We start from the raw sequence: 21,823 nt of genomic DNA on the forward strand, positions 1-21,823 counted from the left end.
CCCTGGATAACCTACCTGCCTCCAGCTGATCGGGAAAGATTCCAGCCTTCGTTCAGTCGGCGTCCGAAGCCGGGTCGTCCCGTAGGCTGACCATTCCGAGTAATTTCCAAACATCGTTTGCCTGTTGAGAAAATCAATCATAAAGCGCAAAAAACCTCCATCGTCCCGGTAGGGAGGCGGCAAGGTCCCAAGATCGACATTCAATTGTTCCAGCATCGTGAGCACTCGAATCCGGTCATCTGGACAAAGCGAAGCAAATGGGCTGCTTCCCCATAGCAGGTGATTTGGCGCGCAACGCATCTGTCCCGAGGCAGCGAACTGAACCGCTCCGGCGTCGAGCAATCCGGCGGTAGAACAGGATAGTGGAACGTTTGTCAAATAAAATCCCAGCACAAGCGACAGACTATGATCCAGCTCCCAGATCATATACTCATGAATACACAAATCAACGGCTCCTGCCGCTTGCACTGCCTCGCCAACGCAAGACACCGGTGAACTAGGGATAATCGCTTCAACAAGCGCCCTAATGGTCATGAAGGTATGGGGATCGGCAGTTGCAGCATAAATTGTAGCGGGATGCATATTAGCTCCCCCTTTAACTGGATTCTCTGTAGAACACCACATTACCTATACCTATTCGGCAGGCAGTTCTTTCAGACTATTGAGGAAGTGAACGCAAAAAAAGGGGAATTCCTGTAAGCAGAAAAATCTGCTAACCGAATGCCCCCTCCCTTATCGTTCACCCTTCTTCTTCCCTTCCAGCTCTTCCGAGGCTTCCATCTGCGCTCTCCTTGCAGGCATGCGTAGCGGCGGCTTTCGAAGTCTTCCCGGTTCCCTTGCCTTCCTCAGCGAACCTACCGCATATATTCCCGAAAAAAGTAGAACAAACATTACTCCGGCAGCCAGTCCTCCGCCCTGTCCCGGAATCAGCGGCATGCTTGCCAGAATAGCGAGCAGGCTGACCATGGCAATCCATGAAGTATAAGGATAACCGCGCAAGCCTTGCCGCCGGGTATACGAGCTGCCTTGCCGTTTCCGCAGCCGGTAATGGCTCGCCATAATAATGAGATAGGAGAACAGCAGCGAGAAGCCGCCGGAGCTGACCAGAAACAGGTATACCCCTTGCGGTAGCAGCATGCCAAGACCAAGACCGGCTAACATGGCTCCGCCGGAAATGAGAATTCCCCGGTAAGGGATGTCGTTTCGGTCCCGCATCCAGGCCGTAGCGGCTCAGCGCGGTCACAAACGGGCTGATTTGTTCAGATACGGCTGCTGTAGGTAGCAGGAGGAACAATGCCGTCATGGCCGCGATATATAGCCCTACCAGCAGCAAGAGGGTATAACGGATCGCTTTCGGGATGGTCACACCCGGGTTGCCTGCTTCTGTAGCAGCGAGTCCGAGCACTTCGAAGCCGGCATAGGTGAACATGACCATCAGCATGCTTCCGGCAATGCCGGCCATCCCTCCCGGCATCCAGCTTTGGCTGTGCAGAACCTGTGTGCCGACTGCTCCCGCTCCCCTTGTCCCTATCCCGATTGCGATACAGACTGCAATGAGGATAAAGGCGGCGATGGCCAGCAGCTTAAAGGCAGCCAGACCGCTCTCCAGCTTGCTGAGCCGCTCTGCCCCCAATAGATTCAATTCAATAAGGTTACGCCGATAATGCCGACAGAATAAAATAGACTAAAATACCTCCGATCACATAGGACAGCAGGACAGAGGGTCCGGCTGCACGAATGGCTACCGAAGATCCGAGAAAAAATGAGCCACCCACTACCGTTCCAAGCGCCAGCATTGTAAGCTGCCATACCGATAAAACCTTTTCCCCCTGCTTCATTAACACAGCCTCCCGGTCTTTTTAGCAAAGTATCTGCAATACCCCGGGATTTTACCCATGAAGGCACAGCAAAACCCTCCGGCTAAAGGAGCGCCGGAGGGTTACATTAAATATAGTTATTCAAACAGCGTTACACGGTTTCTGCCTTCCGTCTTAGATTGATAAAGCGCATTATCGCCGAGCTTGTAAATATCTTCTTCCCGGACATGCTCGACCCGGACTGCTGCAACACCAACCGATACTGTAATGATGCCAAACTGCGGGCTCATGGCATGCGGTATCTGCAAATCCTCAATGCTTCTGCGGATGCCCTCTGCATAATCACGCGACTGCTTGGGAGTGAAGCCGGAGACTATAATGCCGAATTCCTCCCCACCCAGCCGGATGGCGAAGCCATCGGCACGTTCAGCCAGCTCATGCAGCAGTTTCCCTACTCTCCGCAGCACCGAATCACCTTCATAATGACCATACGTGTCATTGTATTTTTTGAAATAGTCGATGTCGAGCATCAGATAGGTCAGATACTTCTGGCCTGCAGCGGCTTTTTCAACTTCCTCCACGAATACTTTATTGAAATATCTCCGGTTGTAGAGTCCTGTCAATTCGTCGGTAATGGATATCTGTTCGATTAAGCCAATATATTTGTTTAGCTCCTCGTTATTCAGCTCCAGCTCCTTCGTACGCTCCGCGACCAGCTCTTCCAGATGTTCTTTATGCCGTAAAAGCTCTTCTTCCGCCTGCTTACGCAGCGTGATGTCCTTTACGGTTCCTTGTATCGCCGGCTTATTCATATAGTTGATCAGCGTCACTTTGTGAATCACAATAATCTCGTGCACCTGGTCTTTGTGCAGTAAGCGGGTCTCGTACTCAAAAGGTGCAGGTTTACTTTCCATTCTGCGGTCATAATAATGCATGACCTTCTCGCACTCCGCCGGACTGAGGAAATTCTCAAACGGCTGCTCCAGCATCTCTTTTGCCTCATAACCCAGCATCTTGGCCAATGCTTCGTTGGCATATTTACAGATATAATCCTGGGTAATAAAGATACCGTCCTGCAAATTGTTGACCAGCTCACGGTACTTTTCTTCCGAACGTTCAAGCTCCGAATACAGGCTGGCATTTTCCAGCGAGAACACCATTTCCCGCGACAGCAGATTTATGATCTTCATCCGTTCCTTGGTGAATACGCCTGTTACCAGATTATTCTCCAGATAAATGACGGCAACTGTCTTATTCTGATTAATTAGCGGCATGCAGACCACGGACTTAGGGCGGTGCCTCACAATATAGGGATCATTCACAAACTGCGTTTCAGAGAAAGCGTCATTGTAGATCAGTGTTTCTCCGCTCTCCTCTACCTGTCTCAAAATAGCATCCGGCAGATTGTCGTAACGCCCCTGACTATACACGGCGATGGATATTTTACTTTCCCCGGGCTGATATTCACCTTCCACCAGCAATCCCGAGCCTACTGACATCCGGATGCAGCCTCTCTGCGCCCCGGCATTCTTGATAACAATCTCCATGAGTGCCTCAAGCAGGTTATCCAGCTCAATTTCCTTGGAAATCGCCTGGGATGCCATAATCATCGAGTCCAGATCAATACTCTCGGAGTATTCCGATACGCTCCGCCCGTACAGGAACTCTTTCGAATTAATCTTGCGGACGAGGTCAGGATACCGTTCATTAATGAACTCGATTTTCGCCTTTGCGCCCCAGACGGAATAATAATAAACGGATTGTCTGAGCAGATAAGCGGCAAATTCGGTGAACTGCTTACCGTTATAAAATTTAGAAGCCAGTTCGTTGGTAAGTGCCTTATATCTGACGAATTTTCCGTGCTCGCTGGCCTGAATCGCCAGGTCATAATAGTATCCCGCCTGATCCTCCGGCCCGAAAATCCGTGCCCACTCCGCCTTCATCAGCATTTCATGCTGCCTGAAGGTATCCGGAGCGTTCTTGGCCCATTTGCGGACCCGTCCGAGTTCCTTACGCATTCTGGCCTTTGCCTTTCTCCGTTCACTGGCATTCAGCTGCGGATAACTGTAGACCAGATTAAGGAAGGTATACAGGGCGAATTCCTCCATAAAAGCTGAACCGGAAAGTGCGCCAATGATCGGATAAGCTTTGTCAATATACACTAAAGCTTCTTTGTAGCTTTCATAGGTAAACAGCAGCTTCATTTTGTAAATATAATAAATCGCTATTCCGGAATTATATTTCGCGAGCTCCAAATCATGCAGCATGTTCTCTTCATTAAATGACTCGTCGCTGAGAGAGCTGCGGTCTTCGATTTCACCCAGAAGATTGCGGTAATATTGCCGGACAAGCTGAGCCGTCGCCAGCGACTCCTTGTATTTGGTATTCTCAATCATAGCGATCATCCGGCTGCTCTCTTGTAGATTCGTGACCAGATCCATCTCCGGATTCCATATATTAACATAGAAGCAGGAATGGGCAAGATAAAGTAAATTGCCGGTCCGAAGACTGGCTTCAATCGAGGTCGTAAACCAGTCATGCAAAGTGTCCCACGGCTCTGTCCAGACATGACTGAACAGGGTATATAAGACATGCACCGCACCTCTCCACTGTAGATCGTTGAACTTGTCATTAATCCGGATGCCCAGCCTGCCGAATTCAAAAGCTCCCTTAACATCGCCAAACCCGGACAACAGCATGGAATACCCAATAAAGGCAAGGGCCGATTCAGGAGAATTGCCGTATTTCAGGGTCAAACCAACTTGTTTAAGTACGATTAAGCCGAACAGCGAAGTCTCCCCGGAGATAAAGGCGGGCGGGATAAAGTTGATCAGCAGTCGCATGATCAGCAGGATATCCGGGTCTTCCATTTGCCGGGCCGTATAAATATCCTCAGGCGTCTTTCCCCGGAGTGCGGCCTTAATCTTCACTAGCTCACTCAGCACGGACACCATCCCGACTTGACGCGGAATTTGCATACCCATCACCTGCAGACCCTGTCTGCCGGAAGCAATCGATTCCTTCATCATTCCAAGATACATATAGTGATTGGCCTGCATCTCATATATCTGCGCCCGGGCCCGTTTATCGGTTGTATACTGGAGCAGTACCGCACATGCGGCATCTGCCTCCGCGATATGATGGGTTAAGTAGCCGCATTGTGCCAGCAGCCCGTAAAGCTCCGCCGCCGGAACGTCATTATTTTGCCAGACGTTGTCCGGCAGCTGCGGCAGCACCGTTTCCAGCAGCATATAAGCTGAATCATAACCGAAGGCCGCCTTTGCTTTGTGGGCTGCCTTCAGGTTAAGTCTTATCATCTCGTTCATCTCTGCCCGGTCACTGATTAATTCCAAGCCTTTATTCATATGAGCGGCAATGTCGACGATAATCTCATCCGCTTCAGAAGGTGCCAGATTCTTCAGCATCAGCCGGCCGATGCTAAGGTGCAGTTCTTTCATTGTATCTGCGTCAATCATCTGATAGAACGATTGCTGGATCCGGTCATGGGCAAACCGGAATGAGACCGCCGCCTGCAGCATAGGCTCATTATCCTTCTCGTCCAAATAACCGGAGAACAGGGCATAGCCCGAATCTTCCGGAACAATGAGCTCCTCCTCAACCGCAGCAGCAATAACCCGTGTGACAAAGCTCTGCGGCTCTTCGCTGATCAGTTTCAGCATTCCGATATTAAACACATTCCCGATGGCAGCGCTCAGCATCAGAATCGTACGGACCTCTTCAGGCAAACTGTTCAGTTTCATTATCAGGAACTCGACCACATTGTCATTGACCGGCAATTTTTGAATCTGCTCCAGCTGCCAGCTCCAGATCCCCCGTCTCTCGTCAAAAAGTAAAAGCCCGTTACGATACAGCTCTTTGAGCAGCTCGCTTACAAAAAACGAATTACCCTTTGTCCTTTTGTAGATGACTTCCGCAAGCATGTTCACCCGCTCCGGCGGACTGTAAAGAGTATCGGCAATCAGGCTCTGCACATCATGGGCGGCCAGCGGCTCCAGAGCGATGACGCCTACATCCCGGCTTGTCTCAATTTTGGCAATGGAAGCAAACAGCGGGTGCCCCTCATGAATCTCATTGGCCCGGTAAGAACAGACAATGAAGAGTCTGCGCAGGTGAGGATCAAGCATTAAGCGTTCAACAAGCTTCACACTCGAGAAATCAGCCCACTGTAAATCATCCAGAAACAGGACCAGCGGCCGTTCATTCAAGGTTATCCCTTCAATAAATTTGGCAAAGGTTATAAAGAACCGGTTGGTTTCCTCTGCAGGATTAAGCGGCTCCATCTCAAGCTGTTTACCAATCCATCCGTCCAGCTCTGGAATCAGTCCGGCTATCAGCCTTCCGTTCCCGTCCAGGGATTGCGCTAAAGATTGCCTAATCTGCTGCTTGTATTCCTTATCAGGGGTTTCCAGCAATTGGCTGATCAACCGGCGGAAAGCTTGTATAATCGCACTATACGGAGTATTACGGTTATACTGGTCAAATTTCCCTTCTGCAAATAAGCCTTTTTCCTCACTGATTGACTTATGGAGTTCATGCACCAGAGCCGTTTTGCCCATCCCGGCCTCACCGGTAACCAGCATGAGCTGCGACTGTCCCCGGACACTATGCCGGAAAGCATGCACGAGCCTTGTCAGCTCCTGATCACGGCCGTAGATTTTTTGCGGAATCCGGAATATATTGAGCCGGTCTTCCGCCCCGGTCACAAAATCCGTATTTCCTTCCAGCACCTTTTTCAAATCAGCCTTAATCCCATAAGCGCTGCGGTATCTTTCTTCGGACGATTTTGCCATCAGCTTCATGATGATACCTGACAGCCCGTAGGAAACCTTGCCGCCGGTTAACTGATGGGGCGGAATAGCTTCCTTGGCAATAATGGAATAAATCTGCTCCAGCATTTCTTGCTGTACAAAGGGTCTGCTACCGGTCATAAGCTCGTAGAGAACGACGCCCAGCGAGTAATAATCGCTCCGGTAATCAATATTGCGGTTCATCCGGCCGGTCTGCTCTGGCGATATGTACTGAATGCTTCCCTCCAGCACCCCGCTATTCTGGAATTCCCGCTTCTCTTTTGGCAGCTTCACAGCCAGATCGAAATCGATCATCCGCACTATGTCCTGCTCCCTGTTCCAGATGATATTGGAAGGCTTAATGTCCTTGTGAATGACATTCTGTTCATGCACCGCACCGAGTATATCCACTATCCGGATTGCTAGCTTCACAAGAGCAGCCTGATCCGGCGGATCCTTTTCTTCCATAATCTGCTTGAGTGACCGCCCGTGGATATCCTCCATCACCATAATATAATAGCCGTTTTTCTCTTCAAGCTTACGGGGTTTGATTACGCCTTCGATATGATCACTGAGCTCCTTCAGCAGCCTGTATTCCTGCTTAAACTTCATAACCGCCTCAGGCCCGGTAAATTCAGATTTCAGTACTTTTAAAATAACCGTTTCCTCTGATATCGTATCTCCGCATCTGTATACCGATTTCGTATAATTGTCGGAAATGGTCTCCAGAATTAGATAGTTGTCTAACGTAATCATAACCATTCCACCTTTAGCGAGTGTCTCCCGTTAATTCAAAATCAGCATCAAATTTAAACACATAAGCGGCAATGAGCCAGACAATCCAGCAGTTCACGCCAAAAAAGAGATATCCGTAGTAGCCTAGAATCGGCATCTCCGAGAAAATATGAATTTTATCCAGATAGGGAACAGAATACTTCCAGTAATTCGGGTTGGTGGGTAAGGAGTCATGGAACCACTCGCTGCCAAAGTTCCAAAACTCCCAGAAAAATCCGTTACACAAGGTGGCCAGTGCGACCAGGATAATCCTGGACCAGTCACCGTTCCTGATCGGCGTAAAGGGAGTCCAGTACCCGCAAAGCGCCATCACAGCCGAGAGCATAGGCACAAGTGCCACCCATAGCACCCAGAACAGCAGATAAGGATAATAGCCCATACCGAAAGCCAGAAACATGCCAATGATAAAGTAAATCATCAGCAGCGTTCTGCTGACGTTTATTTTAGGTCCGTTCCTGTACCGCTCTCTAACTGATTTGAAAGTCCTCAGCAGCAGATACCACTCAACGATCGCCGGAAGAACAGTAGTATAAGATAAGGAAAACCAGAACACATTGCCAAAGTTAGAGAAGACATTTTCATTAGGATAATACCAGTTCTCCATCACAAAAAAATTAAGGCATTCAAAAGCAAACCAGCTGAAGCAGGACACAACGGCGAGCAGCTGCATTACATGTGGTTTACGGGAAATAATGGAGTTCCCGCCTGTCCGCTTGTAGACCAGTCCGTCCAATATCAGTATAAAGGACCACCATAGCGGGACAAAGGTATAATTCTCCAGCGGCACAAATAATCTGATCCGTGCCCACATCAAAAACCAGCTGGCCGCAAAAACAGGCAGGCTCCACCAGAACCACACAGGAAAAGCTGCTCTGGCCGGCTGGGGCTGCGTCTCCTGCGGAAGGTTCTTAAAACCGAATATACGCGGAATAACGAGCACCAGCGTGATGAACACGGCGACTATACAAGCGAGTGTAAAATAAAGCAGGCTGAATCCGGGATCCGCTTCAACCTTTTGCGCAGGGAAAACACCATAACCGGGTGGAAGGCCTCCCCATTTAGTCACACTGCCAAATAAAGGCAGCAGGAAAATCAAAATAAACGTTACAATTAAGAATACTGGCTTATGTCCTTTTTTCATGAAATCCCCTTTGATAAGTAAATTAAAAGTCGAATTTTGTTGATTCCGCTATCTATTCGATACGGCTCCAGATTATTCCTGCTTATAATTCCCGGTGTTTCTGCAAAAAAGTCTCCGCTTAGGCAAATGAAATAAGCAAAATGTCCCGGAAGCCAAAATGACGGCTACCGGGACACATTAAAACTTCGAGCAGGGCGATCCTGAAGAGGACATTATTCAGATTTCAAAAACTGGTCCAGCACAGCCACGATCATCTCATGGTCCTCTTCACCGGATAATCCGGAGACGGAGATCGTTCCGACCGGCCCGACATTCCGGATCAGCACCGGAAAGCATCCGCCCTCTGCCGCATATTCCATCGGATCAACGAACGCGTTTTCCTGAATGGTGGTGTTCCATGATGTATACAACACATTCATATAATAAGAGCAGTGTCCGAAATGATTGACGACGTTGATCTTGCGGGCGATCCAGCGGTCATTGTTCAGTCCCGTTTCATCCATTTTGGCATGGAACAGCACTTGCCCGTTTTTACGGATATCCACTACAATCAGTTTCCCCAGCTTGTGTGCTCTTTCCAGAATGGCATTGCCCAGCTCTATGGCCGTCTGGTTTGTAAATCTTGTGAACTGGTAATCCTGCTCCTGCCGGAGAATCCGTTCCAATAACGAGCTGTAATCTTCCAAATTGCAGCACTCCCTTTGGTTATTTTAAGAATCATAACAAATGAATCTCCTGATACTCAAGCTTGATTAACGTCAGCCCCAGAAAAGCGGCGTATGCTTCAGCAGCGGAGACGAGCTGTGCCCGGCTGTAGTCTTGCAAGGGTTCAAAAGGAATAAGCAGCAGCTCGGCTCCCTTCTTCTTAATAGTCCGTTTCCAGGTGCCGACAACTTGTCCTTCTGACACAATGACCGGCAAAAACATTCCGTTGTTGCCCGGAACGATCCGCGGTGCGAGCTCCGGCTCAAGCACGGCGCTGCGGTCCTTATAGCCAAGGATATATTCATCGAAGCCGGGAAGCAGATGAACCCCGGCTGGATGTCTCCCGGCAGCGGATGGTATGTCCGGCATCCAGTATTCGCTGCCTCCGATCACCTCGGAAGCCAGCCCAGCCCTTACCGCCTCCAGCCCGGCTCTGGCCTCCGTAACCGTGAGTCCGGCCCACCAGGCAAAATCATGCACAGTAGCAGGTCCCCGGGTGGTGAAGTAGCGCAGCGCCAGCTCCGCCAGTGATTCCTCATAGGACAATTCCCGGGACAGCGGCACCCATTCGTCCAGCAGTACAAAGGTCTGCTGCTTGCCCGCTATTGGGCCAAAACAGATCAGTCCGTTATACGCGCTATGCCACAGGATATGATAACCCCGCTGGCCTGCAGTGCTGATTCCCTGATCCTCAAGCAGGTTTAGCAGTTCAAGCCTGGTGAGGCATTTACCGCCCTTTAATGCTTGATAGATTATTTTCCTGCAGCGGCCTAGTATTTTGTCATCCAGTTCCAGCTGCGCCAGCCGGCGTCCGGCCTGTCTGAGCAGCCGCGGTGCGCTCAGCTGAATCATCCATTTCACGTCTTCCGGCGGTGCAAAATGCAGGGTTCCCCGGAGGCTCCAGGTCAGCAGAAGATGCCTGCCGGCAATCGCCTGCTCCACACCGGCCAGCCCTGCGGCAGGCGTACGAAGACCGATGGCCCAAGCGGCCTGCATATAATCCTGCGCCTGCAACGCGCCCAGCGCACGGACAACCTGCCCAGGCTCCAGATTTGCAGAGCTGATAATATACTGGTTCAACAGCCGGAGTCCGGCAATCTCCCTGTTCATTTCGGCTCACTCCTCTGCTGATCCCTTTACGCTGCAATAGTTACGTCAGCTATAATCTATGGTACTTTCCTCCAGTATATTGAACAAGTCTGCTGATTGTCTATCAGGAATCCCCATAGTATGATTTACAATATCTTACTTTAAGCGAGGTGCTTCTCCTGCAGCAGTTTATGATCGGACAATATGGAGGTTTTGATGAGAAGAAATATCTTAAAGATTTCCGAAACGGATTTTATGGTATCGAAGCATGTTTATTTGCCTCCCGGGAGGATGCCGAGCTGTTAATCGAAGCAGCCCGGAGCAGAGGTTTTCAGATTGGCGTTCATTTCCCGTTTCGGGCCAATGCTGCAAAACTGCGCGATCCGCTGGTTCTCGCCGGTGATGACACGGTGCGCAATGACGCTTTTCAGCATATCCTGGAGGAGCTTGAATATCTTACCGCAGTTCAGCCGGAGTACGTGCTGTTCCATTACCCGAAGCCTGTAATTCTGGATGAGCGGGTGAACTGGGCGGGGTGGCGGTTCGGAGACCGCCGGGAATTCATTCATGAACATGAAATTACAGTTGATGAGTTGAGCATTCGCACGGCCCAGCTGTTCGAATGGCTTGACAGGCAGAGCCGCAAGTATCAATTCATGCCTGTCCTGGAATTCGACGCGATTAGCAGATTGATCTACGAGCATGATTTTTTGGAGCAGCTGTTGAATCAATACCCGCGGATCAGACTTTGCCTGGATACTGCCAGACTGTTTCTGCAGGACAAGCTGGACCCCTTTTTTGACGCCAAAAAAACACTCTGCACCTACACGAAATATGCAGCATTGATTCACTTATCCAACGTACAGATTACGGACACCGTACAGAACAGCCATTATCCGGTGCTGCCTGAATTAAGTGTGGACCATGGCTGGGCGCCAATCGAAGAGTACTTGCGGATCATCCGTGCAGAGAATCCTAATGTCAAAATCATGTTTGAGCACCGCTCTGATCTGATTGCCCCGGAGCAGCTGCAGCGCTGTTATCTATGGGTTAACGAAATTCTGAATGGCCCCTGATCAGCCTGGCTCAATTCCCTGTTTACACATCCGCACAACCAGTCCTTCAAGCGAACGCAGCCTCCATTCCTGTGCTGTGGCAAATTCCGGCTGAGTATGCTCACTGCTCTCCAGCTTGTATTTACGGATGCAGTATGCCATCTCGATGCAGGCCATCACAGCATCCCTGGCATGAAGATTGGCTTTTCCCTGGTGATCCAGCGTGGCTTTTGCTGCTTCTGCGGTAATACAAACTTCAAACCCGCTGTCTATGAGCGTCTTGAAGCTGGTATCGAGCTTGTCAAAGGCCTCCGGATCGCTGCTCTTCAATTTCAGCGTCTTCCAGCCGTAACCAGGATATACCTCGTACAGGCGCGAGGAATTCTCTTTATAGGGCTCGAAGGGATAGACCGATGCAGCCCCCCGCAAATTGTACAGCAGCTTACGCCCGCCGTAGAGCATCGCATGCATGGCTATGGGAGTCGAAGCTAACGGGCTTTTGGCATCTACCGCGACGTCTGTCTCCCGGAGATCCCGGCTGTTTTTACCGCTATGTATTTGACCAAACCGCTGTTTAAATTGTTCTCTTGTATCCTCATATGCCCCTTGAATGAACCTGTCACAGGAAGAAGCATATTGGCGCTCTAAATAATACTTTGGTATAGAAAAGGGGAAGTCCATCCCCCACGGGGCTCTGCTCATATGGATATAATGGTATAAATCGAGCCTATCCTCACAGCTGTATACCTGATTAACCGTGAAGCTGCCGCCGGCCAGACTGCCGCAGGCAATGAATATCTTCCCCTCCGGGTTCTTCGCTCCGCTGAAATCGCAGCCGTAAACCGTCAGGGACTGCCCCGGCTCATTCATCCTAATCCCTCCTGTTTAAGAACTTCCATAATTGAATATTCTATCAGATTCTCAGCACTTACTAACCCAAGCTTAAACCTATTGGAACAAGGAGAGAATATTTATCTTTGGACAAGGCCATGATACAATATGGAAATCAAGTGCCTTCCTTAATTTAGCATATGAGGAGTGAAGCGTGTGTCAGTTGATGTTTATATGAATTTCAATGGGAACTGCCGCGAAGCTGTTGAGTTTTATGCAAAGGTATTTGAAACTGGAGCCCCCGAAATCATGACCTTTGGCGAGGCGCCGCCGAATCCTGATTATACGCTGCCGGAGGAAGCCAAATCTTTGGTAATGCATTCCAGATTGAATATTGACGGCAGCAATGTGATGTTCTCTGATGTTTTTCCAGGAATGCCTTTTACCGTAGGTAACAATATCAGTCTTACTCTAGTCACCCGTGATGAAGCGAAGGTTAAAACCTGGTTCGATCAGCTGAAAGAAGGCGGTTCGGTTACCATGGAGCTGCAGGAGACCTTCTGGAGCAAAAGCTACGGCAGCCTGAAAGACAAATTCGGTATTGATTGGCAGATCAGCCTGGATAACGGAGAAGCCGGAATGTAAGCACCTTAGCTTGAAATCATATTTTCAAATACAGAGGATATAGCAATCTTGGCAGGGATATGATTACTGTCCAATGAATCTATATCCTTTTTTGTGCATGGTAGTATAGATTAAGTAATGCGCTTTCAGTGCGAATTGTGGTTTAATAAGTGTACACTGCTAACCAATTCCACTGTAAAGGAGACTAGTCATGGAAATATCAGCTTTCCTGCTGCCTAAAGACCAGGTCGCGTTCATCACTTCCTCGATCTCTATGCTTGAGGCGATGCAGCAATTGGAACAGCATTATTATTCAGCCATTCCAATTATTGATGATAACAATAAATACGTTGGAACCTTGGCTGAGGGAGACCTGCTATGGAAACTCAAGAATACAGAGGGGCTCAGCTTTGAGAATATGGGTGAGGTTAAAGTAAGTGACATTCAGCGCCATGTGCATAATGAGAGCGTAGAAATCAACGCGCAGATGGAGGATATGCTGACGCTCGCCGCAGACCAGAATTTCGTACCGGTCGTCGATAGCACGGGTGTCTTTCTAGGAATTATCCGCCGCAAAGATATTATTGAATATTACACACGGAATATAACGGACTAACCGCCATGATAGGAATAAGGCCCTCCCTGCAGCCAGCAGAAGGAGGGCCTTATTTGTAACTCAGAAAGCCGGATTAACATTTACAGCTCCGTCAGGATAATCGTTCCCTGAGGTGTAATTGCCAGAGTGTGCTCATATTGAGCGGAGAGACCGCCGTCAATGGTCCGGGCTGTCCACCCGTCTGCATCCACCTTTGTCCGGTAGCTTCCGGTATTCAGCATTGGCTCGATGGTGAACACCATGCCTTCTTTCAGCCGCGGGCCTTTGCCTGCAGGTCCATAATGCGGCACCTCAGGTCCTTCATGCATCTCTGAACCGATGCCATGGCCGATAAAATCGCGGACCACGGAGAAACCGTTCGATTCGGCATACACCTGAATTGCATGAGCAACATCACCGATCCGGTTACCGGCAACTGCCTGCTCAATGCCCTTGAATAAGGACTCCTTGGTCGTATCGAGCAATTTACTGGCCTGCTCGCTGATCGTCCCGACCGCATAGGACCAGGCGGAATCCGCCAGCCAGCCGTTCAGGTTGACGACCATATCGATCGTTACAATATCTCCGTCTTTCAGCGGCTCTTTTTTGGGGAAGCCATGGCAAATGACATCATTCACAGAAGCGCAGGTGGCATAGGGATACCCGTGGTATCCTTTTTGCTCCGGCGTCGCCCCATGAGACAGGATGAACTTTTCAGCGAACTCGTCAATCTCCCACGTTGTGATTCCGGGCTGTATGATTCCGGCAATCTGCCGGTGGCATTCGGCAAGAATTTTACCGGCCGCGCGCATCTTTTCAATCTCTTCCATCGTTTTCATGATGATCATTTCATTCGCCTCTTCTGTACAGAACACATTACTCACAATAATGGCTCTTGAATATGTTTTTTTGGTGCTCCTCTATATTATGTAAGAAAACTGCCGGAAATCCAAATTCATTCTGTGTTTATGATCAATTTTCCCGGTTATGCATAAAAATAGGACACCATAAAACAAAGAACCCGTCCTCCTCGTCAGAGAACAGGTTCTTTGTGATTATATGATTAATTGTGGAAATTCAGGCCTGAGGTAACGGCTTCTACGTAGCCGCTGCGGATCACAAAATCCCCAAAATGCTCCCCGGTTCTGCGTTCCTTGGCATATCGTTGAATGATCGGCTCCAGCGTCTCGAGTATTTCCTGTTCTCCGATATTCTCCTTATACAGCTTATTCAGCCGGTCGCCGGCAAAGCCGGCACCCAGATACATACTGTATTTGCCCGGGGCTTTACCGATGAAGGAGATTTCACCGAGGGCCGGTCGCGCACAGCCATTCGGGCAGCCGGTCATCCGGATGACAATCTCCTCATCCCGCAGGCCTGCCTTGTCGATGACCAGCTCCAGCTTATCCAGCAGGACTGGAAGATACCGCTCTGCCTCTGCCATCGCGAGTCCGCAGGTCGGCAGGGCCACACAGGACATGGCACTGCGCCGCAGAGCAGAATGATGTGCCCCGTCCGTCAGGCCATATTGCTGCGCGAGCTCGGCAATCCTGCGTTTCTTGGCACTGCTCACGCCTCCGATGATCAGGTTCTGGTTCGGCGTAAGCCGGAAATCTCCGGTGTGAATCTTCGCAATCTCACGGAGCCCGGTCATCAGCGGATAGCCTTCCTGATCCTGAATGCGGCCGCTCTGGATATAGAGTGTCAGATTCCATTTGCCGTCGTATCCTTTGACCCAGCCGTAACGGTCACCATTATGGTCGAAATGATACTCACGTGCTGCTTCAAGCTCCCAGCCCAGCCGGTGATGCAGCTCACCTCTGAACCAGTCCAGCCCGTGACGGTCAATTGTATATTTGAAACGGGCATTCTTGCGGACCGAGCGGTTGCCGTAGTCTCTCTGGATGGTCACGGTTTTCTCGGCCACATCAATCATCTGTTCCGGCCGGACAAAGCCGATTACCCGTCCAAGCTGCGGGTAAGTGTTCGTATCACCATGTGTCATGCCCATGCCTCCGCCTACGGAGACGTTGAAGCCGGCCAGCTTGCCGTCTTCCAGAATGGCGATGAAGCCCAGGTCCTGGGAGAATACATCAACATCGTTAGAAGGCGGCACCGCCAGGCCAATCTTGAACTTGCGGGGCAGGTAGACCGGTCCATAGATCGGCTCGACCTCGACGTCCGCCTTGCTGTCCACAACCTTCTCTCCATCCAGCCAGATTTCGTGGTAAGCCGGTGTCCGCGGGGCCAGGTGATCACTAATTTTGCGGGCCCACTCATAAACCTCCGCATGAACCTCCGACTGATACGGATTAGGGGAGCTCATTACGTTACGGTTGACATCCCCGCAAGCTGCGAGTGTAGTCATGAGTGTATCGTTAATGGTCTTGATCGTTTTTTTCAGGTTCCATTTCAGTACACCGTGCATCTGAAACGCCTGTCTTGTCGTCAGACGAAGCGTGCCGTTTCCGTATTTATGAGCCAGCTCATCCATCACCAGCCATTGTGCAGCCGTTGCCACTCCGCCAGGAGCTACAACCCGCAGCATAAACTGATAGGCCGGCTCCAGCTTGGAACGTTCGCGTTCGCTGCGCAGGTCCCGGTCATCCTGCATGTAGCTGCCGTGGAATTTCAGCAGACGGTTGTCGTCCTCCGGCAGTCCGCCTGTGATCGGATTGCGCAGAGTCGCTTCCAGCGCACCGCGCAGGTAGTTGCTCTCCAGCTTGATATGTTCAACATCGCTTGGCGGCCCGCCGATCGGCTTCACCGCTGATTCATTATTTGCCACGATTGATCGTCTCCTTCCGCTTCCATCCGCTGCCCTTAATATACATCGCGCTGATAGCGCTGTTCTTGTTGCATGTTATCCAGATATGCTGCAGCGTCACTAGGGCTCAATCCGCCTTCTTCTTGAATAACGGTAACCAGTGCCGCGTGGACATCATGGGCCATATGCTTCTCATCGCCGCACACATATACATGTGCGCCTTCCTTCAGCCAGGCATACAGCTCCTTGCTGTGCTCAAGGATACGGTGCTGCACATATACCTTCTCTTCCATATCGCGGGAGAACGCCACATCCAGTTTGCTCAGCACGCCGTCCTTCAGCATCCGCTGCCAATCCGTCTGGTAGAGGAAGTCGGTCACGAAATGGCGGTCGCCATAGAACAGCCAAGTTTTGCCGCCTGCGCCCAGCTCTTCCCGTTCCTCCAGGAAGGAGCGGAAAGGTGCAACCCCTGTTCCCGGCCCGATCATAATCACCGGAACATCGGGATTTGCCGGAAGCTTGAAATTCGGATTACTCTGAATGTACACCGGCAGTGTATCGCCAGGCTGTACCCGTTCTGCGCAGTGCACCGAGCAGACGCCGTAACGTTCACGGCCATGGGATTCATAACGTACGGCCCGGACCGCAAAATGAACTTCATCCGGATTGGCGTTAAAGCTGCTGGCAATTGAATACAGTCTTGCAGGCAGCTTGCGCAAAATGGTTACAAAGCTGCGGGCGGGAACTTCCCAAGGTGCAAAATCAACAATCAGATCAAGCAGGTCACGGCCATGGATGTAGGCCTTCAGTTCTGCCGCTGCCTCCGGAAGGAGTAAAGCATGTAATCCTGCAGCAGCGGTCAGCTTCGCCGCCTGTTCCAGCAGCGGTTTCGTCAGTACGGTGATTTCGTAGTGGCGCAGCAGCGCTTCACGCAGCGTCCCCTCTTCACCTTTCTTATTTAACGGAACGGATTCGTCGGGATTCCACCCCATGGCAGCTATAATATCTGCCACCAGCTGCGGGTGGTTCTCAGGATAGACCCCAAGAGAATCGCCTGGTTCAAAGCTCAGATTGGAGCCGGTAAGTGACAGCTCGAGATGCCTTGTCTCGCGGTCGGAGCCGCGTCCGTTCAGATTCAGATTCTCCAGCACTTCTGCGTGGAAGGGATGCTTGCGGGAGTATGGTGAAGCTGGAGCATCTGCTGTCTCAGCTGCCTCTACGGCTGCATCTGCGATCGCAGCCACATTCTGCGGGCCGTTCAGCGCGCTGATGACCTGCTCGAACCACTCTGCAACCGGCTCATCATAATCCAGATCGCAATCGACGCGCGGACTAAGCCGCTGGCCGCCCAGCTCTTCCAGCCGCTGATCGAAGTCTTTACCGGTCTGGCAGAAGAATTCATAGGAGGTGTCGCCCAGAGCAAGTACCGAGTAACGCAGCGAGTCCAGCTGAGGCGCTCTTTTGCTGTATAGGAATTCATGGAAGGCCCGTGCATTGTCCGGCGGTTCGCCTTCCCCATGGGTGCTGGCCAGGATTAGCAGATTCTCGATCTTTTTGAGTGTATTTGTTTTGAAGGCGTTCATCGCCGCCACGGTCACCTGGAAGCCTTGCTCCTCGAGCTTCCGGGACAGGCTGGACGCCAGCCGCTGGCAGTTTCCGGTCTGGGAGCCGAACAGAATGGTCACCTCACGGGATAATTTCGGTGCTGCCGCTGCAGAAGCAGCTGCATTCGAGGCTGCCGCAAGCACCGGCTGCTCACCGGCTGCCGGGACCAGGTACGTAGATCCCCGCAGGGACATTGCGGATAAATATCCGCCAAGCCAAATCTGCTGCGATTCCGTAAGTGTAGGCAGCAGCCGGTTCAGAAGTTCAACCTGGCTCTCGCTAAACGGGCTATTCGTAACTTGTAGTTGCACCAATATCGACCTCTCCTTAGCAAAAAAATCTTCTACTCTATTAACATCATGAACTCAGGCTAACATAATTATAAGAAACCTTCAACGAGTCGCGAGTTCACTAAATTATGGAACTAGAGTTACTTAATTCAATAAAACGTGAAAAAGCAGCTTAAATCATAGTAAATAACTCCGATTTAAGCTGCTTCATTACATTTAATGATAACTTGCATTAGATAAAATGATATAAAAATATTGTCGCTGACTCCTTTTTCTGAGACATTTGCCTTGAAGGGGTTCAGTTTTGCTTGATTTGTTTTCTTTTGATCCGGCTGTTCTTCACTTGTCCGAGAATCAGATGAATGACAATCAGGATCCCGCCGGCATTAATCGCCAGATCGGCCAAATTAAGAATGCCCCCGCCCTTCCCGAATACGAGAAAGTCCGTAACCTGATGAAACAATACACGGTCAATCCCGTTGCCGACAGCCCCGCCTACCAGAAAACCGCTGGCCGCTTCCAGGAGTGGCCCCCGCAGCTCTCCTTTATGCCGGTAGTAGAAGACTGCTGCGACAAATGCTGCTGCGACAATGGCAAAATATTGCCCGTACCCCTGAAAGGAGCTGAAGGCTGCCCCGCTGTTCTCATAATACGAAAATACAAGATGCCCTTCCCAGAAAGGAATAATCTCCCCAAGCTGCATATTCGACCGCACAATCCACTTGGCAGCCTGGTCCGCAGCAATGACCAATATGGATATCAGATAAAATAGCAAAACCAGCGCCTCCCTGTATTCAGTGAATTAATCCTGCTCCAATCCCCTGCTTCCTCCAGCTTATCACAGACCGGTGCCCGTTAGCATCATAGTCCTATTTCAGTGCTTCTGTCCTTCCGCAGAACAGGCAATATGTTACATCCAAAAGCTTACGGGTTAAACATTCTTAGATTACAAAGACCGACTGGAGGGGCTGCCGCATGGAATACGGACAAATAACTATCAAATTGATTGCAGGTTTTATCGGGCTGTGGGCAATGACACGTCTGCTCGGCAAAAAGGAAATTTCCGCCCTGACGCCCTTTGACTTCATTTCGGCGGTAATTCTGGGTGATCTTGTTGGGGATACTATATATGAAAAAGAGCACTCCGTGCTGATGCTGATTTTTACGCTGGCTGTCTGGACGTTATTGTCCGTTATTTTTGAGAAAATCACCCTTCATCTTCCCAAGCTCCGCAAACCGCTGGAAGGCGAGCCTGAAGTCTTAATCCGTGACGGGAAGATCGATCTGGGTAAGCTGCGCAAAAACAATCTGGATTTCGAACAGCTGCGGATGATGCTGCGTGCTAAGGATACGTTCTCTGTCAGCGAGGTCGCTTACGCGATTTATGAGACGAACGGCTCACTCAGCATTCTCAAAAAAGCGCAGCATGAACCGGCGACCCGTGAGGATCTCCTGGTGCCGGTTCCCGAGTCTACCCTGCCATTAAGCATTATCGAAGACGGCATTGTACAGCGCCAGACCCTCAGCAACCTGGGTCAGGATGATGCCTGGCTGGCCGGTGAGCTGCGCAAGCAGGGCTATAACGGACCGCAGTCTGTAGCCTACGCTGAATTCACTGAAGAAGGTGAACTGGCCGTAATCTCTTCCGTCTCGCACTAAATCAGCTATGAATGGCGAAAAGCAGAGCAGCGCCTCCCGTGAAAGGAGAGCTCCGCTCTGCTGTTTAACATGCTTTATTCCGCCATACCTTGCCGGCAGATTACCAGGCGTAGGCTTCAGGAGCCGGACGGCCCGGTCCCGGGAAAATCTCGCCGAGCTTCTTCAGCGTCTCTTCGTCCAGAACAATCTCCGTCACCCGCAGCGAATCCTCGAACTGCTGCATCGTTCTCGGCCCGATAATCGGGGCCGTAACCGCCGGATTGGCCAGTACCCAGGCCAAAGCCACCTGATCCTCATGCTCGCCAAGCTCCTTACAGAGGGCAGAGAACTGCTCCAGCTGGCTGCGGTGCTGCTCCAGCTTAGCCGAGCGGGCGCTGCGCACACCGGTCTTGGCCAGCGCGTTGCGGCCCAGCAGCCCCCCGGCCAGCGGACTCCAAGGAATTACGCCGAGGCCCAGCTCCTGCGAAGCAGGCAGTACCTCAAGCTCCGGCGTCCGTTCAAGCAGGTTGTACAAATGCTGTTCGGAGACCAGGCCCAGGAAATGGCGGGCTTTCGCCTGTGCCTGGGCGGCAGCAATATGCCAGCCCGCAAAGTTACTGGAGCCGATATACCCCGCTTTGCCCTGGGCCACAGCAATCTCGAAGGCGCCCCACAGCTCATCCCACGATACATTACGGTCTACATGGTGCATTTGATAAAGTTCAACATGATCGGTCTGCAGGCGCTTCAGCGAGCCCTCAAGATGCCGTCTGATTTTGTAAGCGGATAAGCCGGAACCGGAATTAGGCCCGTCGTGCTCATCGAACATATCGCCGTATACTTTGGTCGCAAGCACCACCTTCTCGCGCCGTCCGCCGCCCTGCTTAAACCAGCGGCCGATTATTTCTTCCGTCCAGCCGCGGCGCTCCTGGCCTCCGTAGACATTGGCTGTATCAAAAAAGTTAATTCCCGCATCCAGCGCGGCATCCATAATCCGGAAAGCTTCCTTCTCTTCGGTTTCCGGGCCAAAATTCATCGTGCCGAGACTGAGCTGGCTGACCTTGAGGCCTGATTTACCCAAATAACTGTACTTCACACTTGTTTCCTCCCTTTAATCCCTGAATGGTTGTCCGCAATTCATTTTCACTATACCCCTTAGAGTCCACTATAAGGCAAGATTTTTTTCAGGCTCACAATTGCCTGTATACGATAATCCCAAAAGAAAAGCCGCCCCAATCGGTTATCAAGCTCACCTGAGGAACGGCTGTTTGTTCGTTTAGTTTCATCTGTTATCCTAATCAGGTACCGCAAAATGTCCGGTAAGGACTGGAGCAGCTCTCAGGCAGTATCGAGTATTCCTCCTGTTCTGGAGTGTAGGCATAAGGGTTCGAAAGAACACTAAGAAGCTTCTCCATTACACTGTAGTCTTCCCTTTCTACCGCAGCCTCCAGTGCCTCTTCAACCCGGTGGTTGCGCGGGATCAGCGCAGGATTGCTGCTGCGCATCAGCTGGCGGGAAGAAGCCTGTGATTCTTCCTGTCTGCTCAGTCTCGCCTCCCATAGCTCATTCCACTTCGCAAAATCCTCAGTGCCGAACAGTACCGTATCTTCCGGCTTGCCCAGAGTTAAGGCACGGAAGGTATTGGTGTAGTCCGCCCGGTTCTTCTGCATCATCCCGAGAAGTCCGTCAATAAGTGATTCGTCCTGCTGTTCTTCGTTAAAGATGCCCAGCTTCACCCTCATTCCCGTGAGCCAATTCAGGTGAACCCTCTCAGAGAAATCTGAAATGGCATCCTCCGCCAGTTTGACAGCCTCCGGCTCATTGTCATGAAGCAGCGGCAGTAGAGCCTCAGCAAATCTCGCGAGATTCCAAGCGGCAATACGTGGCTGATTGCCATAGGCATAGCGGCCCTGAAGGTCAATGGAACTAAATACCGTCTCCGGATCATAGGTATCCAAAAAGGCGCATGGGCCATAATCAATGGTTTCTCCGCTGAGGGCCATGTTGTCGGTGTTCATTACCCCGTGAACAAAACCGACGAGCTGCCATCTGGCAATCAGCTC

Annotated in this window: 18 protein-coding genes and 1 pseudogene; 4 read left to right on the top strand and 15 right to left on the bottom strand. The window is 50.9% G+C overall.

Annotation, left to right across the window (positions count from 1 at the left end):
• The 8 genes and pseudogenes from AQR02_RS15365 to AQR02_RS15395 form a co-directional block, all read right to left on the bottom strand.
• On the bottom strand, window positions 1-582 hold a 582-nt coding region (locus tag AQR02_RS15365; RefSeq protein WP_159067770.1), incomplete at its 3' end, for a hypothetical protein.
• Between the two features lie 150 nt (window positions 583-732).
• Window positions 733-1,215, bottom strand: coding sequence for a hypothetical protein (locus AQR02_RS35155; protein WP_280818628.1), 483 nt, complete (start codon window positions 1,213-1,215; stop codon window positions 733-735).
• 55 nt (window positions 1,216-1,270) lie between these two features.
• Window positions 1,271-1,642, bottom strand: a pseudogene (locus AQR02_RS35160) (amino acid permease); the annotation flags it as partial.
• A gap of 10 nt (window positions 1,643-1,652) precedes the next feature.
• Window positions 1,653-1,838 carry a hypothetical protein gene (locus AQR02_RS34335; RefSeq protein ID WP_054941232.1) on the bottom strand — a complete coding sequence of 62 codons (186 nt, stop codon included), beginning with the start codon at window positions 1,836-1,838 and terminating at the stop codon, window positions 1,653-1,655.
• A 116-nt stretch (window positions 1,839-1,954) separates the two neighbouring features.
• Window positions 1,955-7,381 carry a diguanylate cyclase gene (locus AQR02_RS15380; protein WP_054941233.1) on the bottom strand — a complete coding sequence of 1,809 codons (5,427 nt, stop codon included), beginning with the start codon at window positions 7,379-7,381 and terminating at the stop codon, window positions 1,955-1,957.
• A gap of 13 nt (window positions 7,382-7,394) precedes the next feature.
• Entirely contained in the window at window positions 7,395-8,561 is a 1,167-nt protein-coding gene (locus AQR02_RS15385; RefSeq protein WP_054941234.1) for a hypothetical protein, read from the bottom strand.
• A 212-nt stretch (window positions 8,562-8,773) separates the two neighbouring features.
• Window positions 8,774-9,247: a heme-degrading domain-containing protein gene (locus AQR02_RS15390; RefSeq protein ID WP_054941235.1), complete on the bottom strand. Its 474-nt coding sequence runs from the start codon at window positions 9,245-9,247 to the stop codon at window positions 8,774-8,776.
• A gap of 31 nt (window positions 9,248-9,278) precedes the next feature.
• Complete coding sequence (locus AQR02_RS15395) at window positions 9,279-10,376, bottom strand: winged helix DNA-binding domain-containing protein (RefSeq protein WP_054941236.1); 1,098 nt, start codon at window positions 10,374-10,376, stop codon at window positions 9,279-9,281.
• 170 nt (window positions 10,377-10,546) lie between these two features.
• On the opposite strand from AQR02_RS15395, the gene AQR02_RS15400 reads away from it, so the two are divergent.
• Window positions 10,547-11,431: an apurinic/apyrimidinic endonuclease family protein gene (locus AQR02_RS15400; protein ID WP_245237483.1), complete on the top strand. Its 885-nt coding sequence runs from the start codon at window positions 10,547-10,549 to the stop codon at window positions 11,429-11,431.
• On the opposite strand, the gene AQR02_RS15405 is transcribed toward AQR02_RS15400, so the two are convergent.
• Window positions 11,432-12,280 carry a hypothetical protein gene (locus AQR02_RS15405; RefSeq protein WP_054941237.1) on the bottom strand — a complete coding sequence of 283 codons (849 nt, stop codon included), beginning with the start codon at window positions 12,278-12,280 and terminating at the stop codon, window positions 11,432-11,434. It lies immediately after the preceding gene.
• Window positions 12,281-12,457: 177 nt separating this feature from the next.
• Between AQR02_RS15405 and AQR02_RS15410 the strand changes: the two genes are divergently transcribed.
• Together AQR02_RS15410 and AQR02_RS15415 are read left to right on the top strand one after the other, a co-directional pair.
• Window positions 12,458-12,886 carry a VOC family protein gene (locus AQR02_RS15410; RefSeq protein WP_054941238.1) on the top strand — a complete coding sequence of 143 codons (429 nt, stop codon included), beginning with the start codon at window positions 12,458-12,460 and terminating at the stop codon, window positions 12,884-12,886.
• 190 nt (window positions 12,887-13,076) lie between these two features.
• Window positions 13,077-13,481 (top strand): CBS domain-containing protein, encoded by a 405-nt coding sequence (locus AQR02_RS15415; protein ID WP_054941239.1) that lies wholly within the window; start codon window positions 13,077-13,079, stop codon window positions 13,479-13,481.
• 80 nt (window positions 13,482-13,561) lie between these two features.
• On the opposite strand, the gene map is transcribed toward AQR02_RS15415, so the two are convergent.
• The 4 genes from map to lspA form a co-directional block, all read right to left on the bottom strand.
• Window positions 13,562-14,308, bottom strand: a complete 747-nt coding sequence (map, locus tag AQR02_RS15420) for a type I methionyl aminopeptidase (RefSeq protein ID WP_054941240.1) — start codon at window positions 14,306-14,308, stop codon at window positions 13,562-13,564.
• Window positions 14,309-14,523: 215 nt separating this feature from the next.
• Window positions 14,524-16,248, bottom strand: a complete 1,725-nt coding sequence (cysI, locus tag AQR02_RS15425) for an assimilatory sulfite reductase (NADPH) hemoprotein subunit (RefSeq protein WP_054941241.1) — start codon at window positions 16,246-16,248, stop codon at window positions 14,524-14,526.
• A 35-nt stretch (window positions 16,249-16,283) separates the two neighbouring features.
• Window positions 16,284-18,143: an assimilatory sulfite reductase (NADPH) flavoprotein subunit gene (locus AQR02_RS15430; RefSeq protein ID WP_054942123.1), complete on the bottom strand. Its 1,860-nt coding sequence runs from the start codon at window positions 18,141-18,143 to the stop codon at window positions 16,284-16,286.
• Window positions 18,144-18,420: 277 nt separating this feature from the next.
• Window positions 18,421-18,897, bottom strand: a complete 477-nt coding sequence (gene lspA / locus AQR02_RS15435; RefSeq protein WP_054941242.1) for a signal peptidase II — start codon at window positions 18,895-18,897, stop codon at window positions 18,421-18,423.
• A 200-nt stretch (window positions 18,898-19,097) separates the two neighbouring features.
• Between lspA and AQR02_RS15440 the strand changes: the two genes are divergently transcribed.
• The gene (locus AQR02_RS15440) at window positions 19,098-19,781 is read left to right on the top strand and encodes a DUF421 domain-containing protein (protein ID WP_054941243.1); all 684 of its coding nucleotides are present in this window, start codon (window positions 19,098-19,100) and stop codon (window positions 19,779-19,781) included.
• 100 nt (window positions 19,782-19,881) lie between these two features.
• Here AQR02_RS15440 and AQR02_RS15445 read toward each other — a convergent pair whose 3' ends face one another.
• Window positions 19,882-20,856, bottom strand: a complete 975-nt coding sequence (locus AQR02_RS15445) for an aldo/keto reductase (protein WP_054941244.1) — start codon at window positions 20,854-20,856, stop codon at window positions 19,882-19,884.
• Between the two features lie 202 nt (window positions 20,857-21,058).
• Window positions 21,059-21,823: protein adenylyltransferase SelO family protein (locus AQR02_RS34340; protein WP_245237484.1), on the bottom strand; the 765-nt coding region annotated here is incomplete at its 5' end.

It is taken from the genome of Paenibacillus ihuae, from assembly GCF_001368795.1.
Lineage (GTDB): Bacteria > Bacillota > Bacilli > Paenibacillales > Paenibacillaceae > Paenibacillus_AQ > Paenibacillus_AQ ihuae.

Excerpts from the sequence above, each read along its gene's own strand:
- AQR02_RS35155 (WP_280818628.1), bottom strand. The coding sequence starts at position 1,215 with ATGCGGGACCGAAACGACATCCCTTACCGGGGAATTCTCATTTCCGGC.
- AQR02_RS34335 (WP_054941232.1), bottom strand. The coding sequence starts at position 1,838 with ATGAAGCAGGGGGAAAAGGTTTTATCGGTATGGCAGCTTACAATGCTG.
- AQR02_RS15380 (WP_054941233.1), bottom strand. The coding sequence starts at position 7,381 with ATGATTACGTTAGACAACTATCTAATTCTGGAGACCATTTCCGACAAT.
- AQR02_RS15385 (WP_054941234.1), bottom strand. The coding sequence starts at position 8,561 with ATGAAAAAAGGACATAAGCCAGTATTCTTAATTGTAACGTTTATTTTG.
- AQR02_RS15395 (WP_054941236.1), bottom strand. The coding sequence starts at position 10,376 with ATGAACAGGGAGATTGCCGGACTCCGGCTGTTGAACCAGTATATTATC.
- AQR02_RS15400 (WP_245237483.1), top strand. The coding sequence starts at position 10,547 with ATGATCGGACAATATGGAGGTTTTGATGAGAAGAAATATCTTAAAGAT.
- AQR02_RS15405 (WP_054941237.1), bottom strand. The coding sequence starts at position 12,280 with ATGAATGAGCCGGGGCAGTCCCTGACGGTTTACGGCTGCGATTTCAGC.
- AQR02_RS15415 (WP_054941239.1), top strand. The coding sequence starts at position 13,077 with ATGGAAATATCAGCTTTCCTGCTGCCTAAAGACCAGGTCGCGTTCATC.
- map (WP_054941240.1), bottom strand. The coding sequence starts at position 14,308 with ATGATCATCATGAAAACGATGGAAGAGATTGAAAAGATGCGCGCGGCC.
- AQR02_RS15440 (WP_054941243.1), top strand. The coding sequence starts at position 19,098 with ATGGAATACGGACAAATAACTATCAAATTGATTGCAGGTTTTATCGGG.